The sequence below is a fragment of the Nocardioides sp. genome (assembly GCF_035547795.1).
Lineage (GTDB): Bacteria > Actinomycetota > Actinomycetes > Propionibacteriales > Nocardioidaceae > Nocardioides.
In genome coordinates, this window is sequence record NZ_DASZUF010000060.1 from 1 (window position 1) to 4076 (window position 4076).

Here is a 4076-nt window from a genome sequence, read left to right on the forward strand (position 1 = left end):
GCCGACTCCGGGTCCCTCCGGGCATCCATCGCCATCCGCGTCGCCCGCTGCTGAAGCTCAACGCTGTACTTCCTCGGTGCTGCCATGACTCTCATCATCCTTCCCAGGATTGAGAGCCTCCATCAGACCCGGGGCGATTCAATGAGCCAGACAGCGGATGCTCAGGATCCAACCACCGCGTGAGCGGCAACGTCACCCTGACACTGAGACGACGGTAGCGGGCGGCGCCGACGGTTCTGGTCCGGTGGTTCTGGTTCGGCGGTCCCGGTCCGCTCGTCGGCCACTTTCCGTGCACAGGCAGCGTTCCGGCGACGCTTTCCACAGGGCGTCGTGCGGAGCGCCGTCGCTGTCGGCGGCCGCGGGGATCGTCGAGGCATGACCACCACGTTTCTCGCCCGCAGTCCCGAGGACGTCCTCGCCGTCGTCCCGATCGTGCTCGGCTTCGAGCCGAGCGACTCGATCGTGCTCCTCACCTTCGGCGGCCTGACCCGCTTCCACGCCCGCGTCGACCTACCGCCTCCCGGCGACCCGGGTGCGCTCGACGAGGTCTGCGCCATGCTGCTCGAGCCATGTCTGCGGCACCGGGTGCCTCGGGTGCTCCTGGTGCTCTACAGCGACCAGCCCCGGCAGGCTCGCGCCGTCGCCCGCCGGCTGCGGCGCGAGCTGGGGCGCCGGCGGATCGAGATCGTCGACTGCCTGCGCGCCGACGGCCGACGGTGGTACGCCGTCGACCGGCGACGCTCCGACGTGCCGGCGACCGGGTTGCCCTACGACGCCGCAGCGCACCCGTTCCGCGCCCAGGCGGTCATGGCCGGTCATGTCACCCTCGGTTCCCGCGAGGAGTTGGCCGCCCAGGTCGCCTCCGACCCGGCGGCGGTGGCACGGGTCACGGCGGAGCTGGAGGGCGCCGCGGTGCTGGGTGCCGAGGACGTGGCCACGCTGGTGCGGCGCCACACCGCCGCGGGGACCCTCCTCGACGATGCCGAGCTGGCGGGGCTGCTGCTGGCGATCCGCAGTCCTCCGGTCCGTGACGCCACCTGGATCGGGCTGAGTCGGGCCGACGCCGAGGCGCACGTCGCGCTGTGGTGTGACGTGGTGCGCCGGGCTCCCGAGGAGCTGGCGGGTGACGCCGCGGCCGTCCTCGGCCTGGTCTGCTGGATCGCCGGTCACGGCGCCCTCGCCTGGTGCGCCCTGGATCGCTGCGTCGCCGTCATGCCCCAGCACAGCCTCGGTGGGCTGGTCGCCCAGCTGCTGCGGGCCGCCGTCTCGCCGACCGCATGGGAGGCCGGCCGGGCGACGGCGGTGGAGGTCGATGTCGGCCCGGATGTCGGCCCGGGATCCGGGCCGCGGCCGTGCCCCGGCGAGGCGCCGGAATGAGTGGGCTGCGGTCACGACGCCCGCAGCCGGCGCCACTGTCGGCCGCCACCGGTGGCCGGGTCGCGCCAGCCGTGCCGGTTGACCACCACGAAGGTCAGCGGCGCCCCGGCCTCGGCGAAGGCGTGTCGGGCCGCCGCGAACCACGCGGCGTCGATGTCGGCCAGCTCCAGCGGTCCGCTGCGGGTCAGCCAGACCAGGATCGGCCGGTCGGGCTCGTGGCCGGCGACCGGGGCCCGCAGCTGCCGCGCCCGCATCGCGGCAACCACGTCGGCCCGCAGCGCGTGGTCGGTGGGCTCGTCGGGAGCGATCGCGAAGAGCAGGTGCGGCTGGCCCGGGGTGCCCACGTGCAGGATCGGGAGGTGGGACCGCCGCCGCTCGGTGAGGGCATGGTCCAGCACGGCGCGGCGCAGCAGGGCCGCGAGCCTGCGGTCGAGCGGCTCCGTCGACGCCGGGGGCTGGTCGTGCTGATCGTGGGGCACGCTCCCAGCCTGCCTCGGATCGCCTGTCGGCGCCGGTGGTCGTCCACAGGCCGCCGGGCACGGGGTAGCGTTTCGGTGCGGTGGCAGGCAGCCGCGGCGACGGAAGGACAGCGATGGCGACGGTGGTGGTCGGGTTCGTTCCCAAGCCCGAGGGCGAGGCGGCGCTCGCCGCCGCGATCGCCGAGGTCAGGCTCCGCGGCGGCCGGCTGGTCGTCGTCAGCGCCCAGCGCGGGGGCGAGTCCGACCCGGAGTGGATGGCCAAGACCGAGGCCGAGCTCGCCGCCGCCCGCGAGCGACTGGACGCCGCAGGCGTCGAGTACGTCATCCACCAGAGTGTCATCGACATCGATGTGGATGCCGCCGACGACCTCGTCCAGGTGGCGCGCGAGCAGGGCTCCGACCTGGTCGTGATCGGCATCCGCCGCCGCACGCCCACCGGCAAGCTCATCCTCGGCAGCCAGGCCCAGCGCATCCTGCTGGACGCGCCCTGCCCGGTGCTCGCGGTCAAGCCCGAGTAGGATCACGGCTCACCGGAATCCACAGCATCGCCGGGTGAGACCATGGGGCCATGGCCTTCCAGATCGCCCAGGATCCCGACGCCGACCAGGTGCTGACCGAGCACCCGTTCGCCCTGCTGGCCGGCATGCTGCTCGACCAGCAGTACCCGATGGAGCACGCGTTCCGCGGCCCGGCCAAGGTGCTGGCCCGGTTCGGCACCCTCGAGCCGGCCGCGATCGCGGCCGCCGAGCCGGAGGAGTTCGCCGCGCTGTGCGCCGTACCGCCGGCGATCCATCGCTTCCCCGGCTCGATGGCCGCTCGGCTGCAGGAGCTGGCCCGGATCGTCGCCGAGCAGTACGACGGCGACGCCGCCCGGCTGTGGACCGGCGCGGCGACGGGCGCCGAGCTGCTCAAGCGGGTTCAGGCACTGCCCGGCTTCGGCAAGCAGAAGGCGCAGATCTTCGTGGCGCTGCTCGCCAAGCAGCTGGGCGTGCGCCCGGAGGGCTGGCAGGAGGCGGTCGGTGCGTATGCCGAGGACGGGTTCCGGTCGGTGGCCGACGTGGTCGACGCGGTGTCGCTGCAGAAGGTCCGCGACTACAAGAAGGCGAAGAAGGCCGAGGCCAAGGCGGCCCGCTGACTGGATCCCCGTCAGCGGCGTGGCAGAATGGTCGACGCGGCTCTTGACGTCACCGGGCCTCGCCGCGCCCCGAAGCCAGTTCCACGAGAGGTGTCAGTGTCCTCGACCGCACGCAAGATCCCCGCTGAGGTACTCACCCATCCTGCCGTCGTGGCGCTGATCGAACGGGGCACCCCCACCGGGAGCGTGACGCCGGAGGAGGTGCGCCGAGCCAGTGAGGATGCCGCGGTGGAGCCGCGCCATCTCAAGGCGCTGCTCGCGCACCTGAGCACGCTGGGCATATCGGTCGACCTGGGCGCCGCGACCGGCAAGGCGGCCGCCGCCACCTCGACCCGCAAGGCCACCACCACCGCGGCCGCCAAGAAGACCGCGAAGAAGGCGGCGCCGGCCAAGAAGGCCGTCGCGGACGACGACGAGGCGGTCGAGGAGGACGTCGACCTCGACGATCTCGAGATCGACGACGTCGATGAGACCGCCGACGACACCGATGACGTCCCGGCGGCCGACGACGACGTCGACGACACCGTCGCCGACACGGCCAAGGTCGGTCCCGACGGCAAGAAGGTCCTGCCGGACATCTCCGACGAGCAGTTCGAGAAGGACGTCGCCTCGGACCCGACCATCGCCGAGGACGAGAAGGAGGCCTCCTTCGTCGTCTCGGCCTCCGACGACACCGACGAGCCCGAGCAGCAGGTCATGGTCGCCGGCGCGACCGCCGACCCGGTCAAGGACTACCTCAAGCAGATCGGCAAGGTGCCGCTGCTCAACGCGGAGATGGAGGTCGAGCTCGCCAAGCGGATCGAGGCCGGTCTGTTCGCGGAGGAGAAGCTCGGCAAGGGCGGCAAGATCAAGCCGCAGCTCACCGAGGAGCTGGAGTGGATCGCCGAGGACGGTCGTCGAGCCAAGAACCACCTGCTCGAGGCCAACCTGCGACTGGTCGTCAGCCTCGCCAAGCGCTACACCGGCCGCGGCATGCTCTTCTTGGACCTGATCCAGGAGGGCAACCTCGGTCTGATCCGCGCGGTCGAGAAGTTCGACTACACCAAGGGCTACAAGTTCTCCACCTACGCGACCTGGTGGATCCG

At 72.2% G+C, this 4076-nt stretch carries 5 protein-coding genes; 4 read left to right on the plus strand and 1 reads right to left on the minus strand.

The window, feature by feature from the left end; genetic code table 11:
* Positions 1-375 precede the first annotated feature (375 nt).
* Positions 376-1377 carry a DUF4192 domain-containing protein gene (locus VHA72_RS04515; protein ID WP_325573249.1) on the plus strand — a complete coding sequence of 334 codons (1002 nt, stop codon included), beginning with the start codon at positions 376-378 and terminating at the stop codon, positions 1375-1377.
* An 11-nt stretch (positions 1378-1388) separates the two neighbouring features.
* Here the strand turns inward: VHA72_RS04515 and VHA72_RS04520 are convergent, their stop codons facing one another.
* Positions 1389-1856: a hypothetical protein gene (locus VHA72_RS04520; protein ID WP_325573250.1), complete on the minus strand. Its 468-nt coding sequence runs from the start codon at positions 1854-1856 to the stop codon at positions 1389-1391.
* Positions 1857-1969: 113 nt separating this feature from the next.
* On the opposite strand from VHA72_RS04520, the gene VHA72_RS04525 reads away from it, so the two are divergent.
* The 3 genes from VHA72_RS04525 to VHA72_RS04535 form a co-directional block, all read left to right on the plus strand.
* Positions 1970-2374: a universal stress protein gene (locus tag VHA72_RS04525; protein ID WP_414689756.1), complete on the plus strand. Its 405-nt coding sequence runs from the start codon at positions 1970-1972 to the stop codon at positions 2372-2374.
* A gap of 50 nt (positions 2375-2424) precedes the next feature.
* A complete protein-coding gene (locus VHA72_RS04530) occupies positions 2425-2991 on the plus strand; it encodes an HhH-GPD-type base excision DNA repair protein (RefSeq protein ID WP_325573252.1) in 567 nt (188 codons plus the stop codon).
* 150 nt (positions 2992-3141) lie between these two features.
* Positions 3142-4076: sigma-70 family RNA polymerase sigma factor (locus VHA72_RS04535; protein ID WP_414689755.1), on the plus strand; the 935-nt coding region annotated here is incomplete at its 3' end.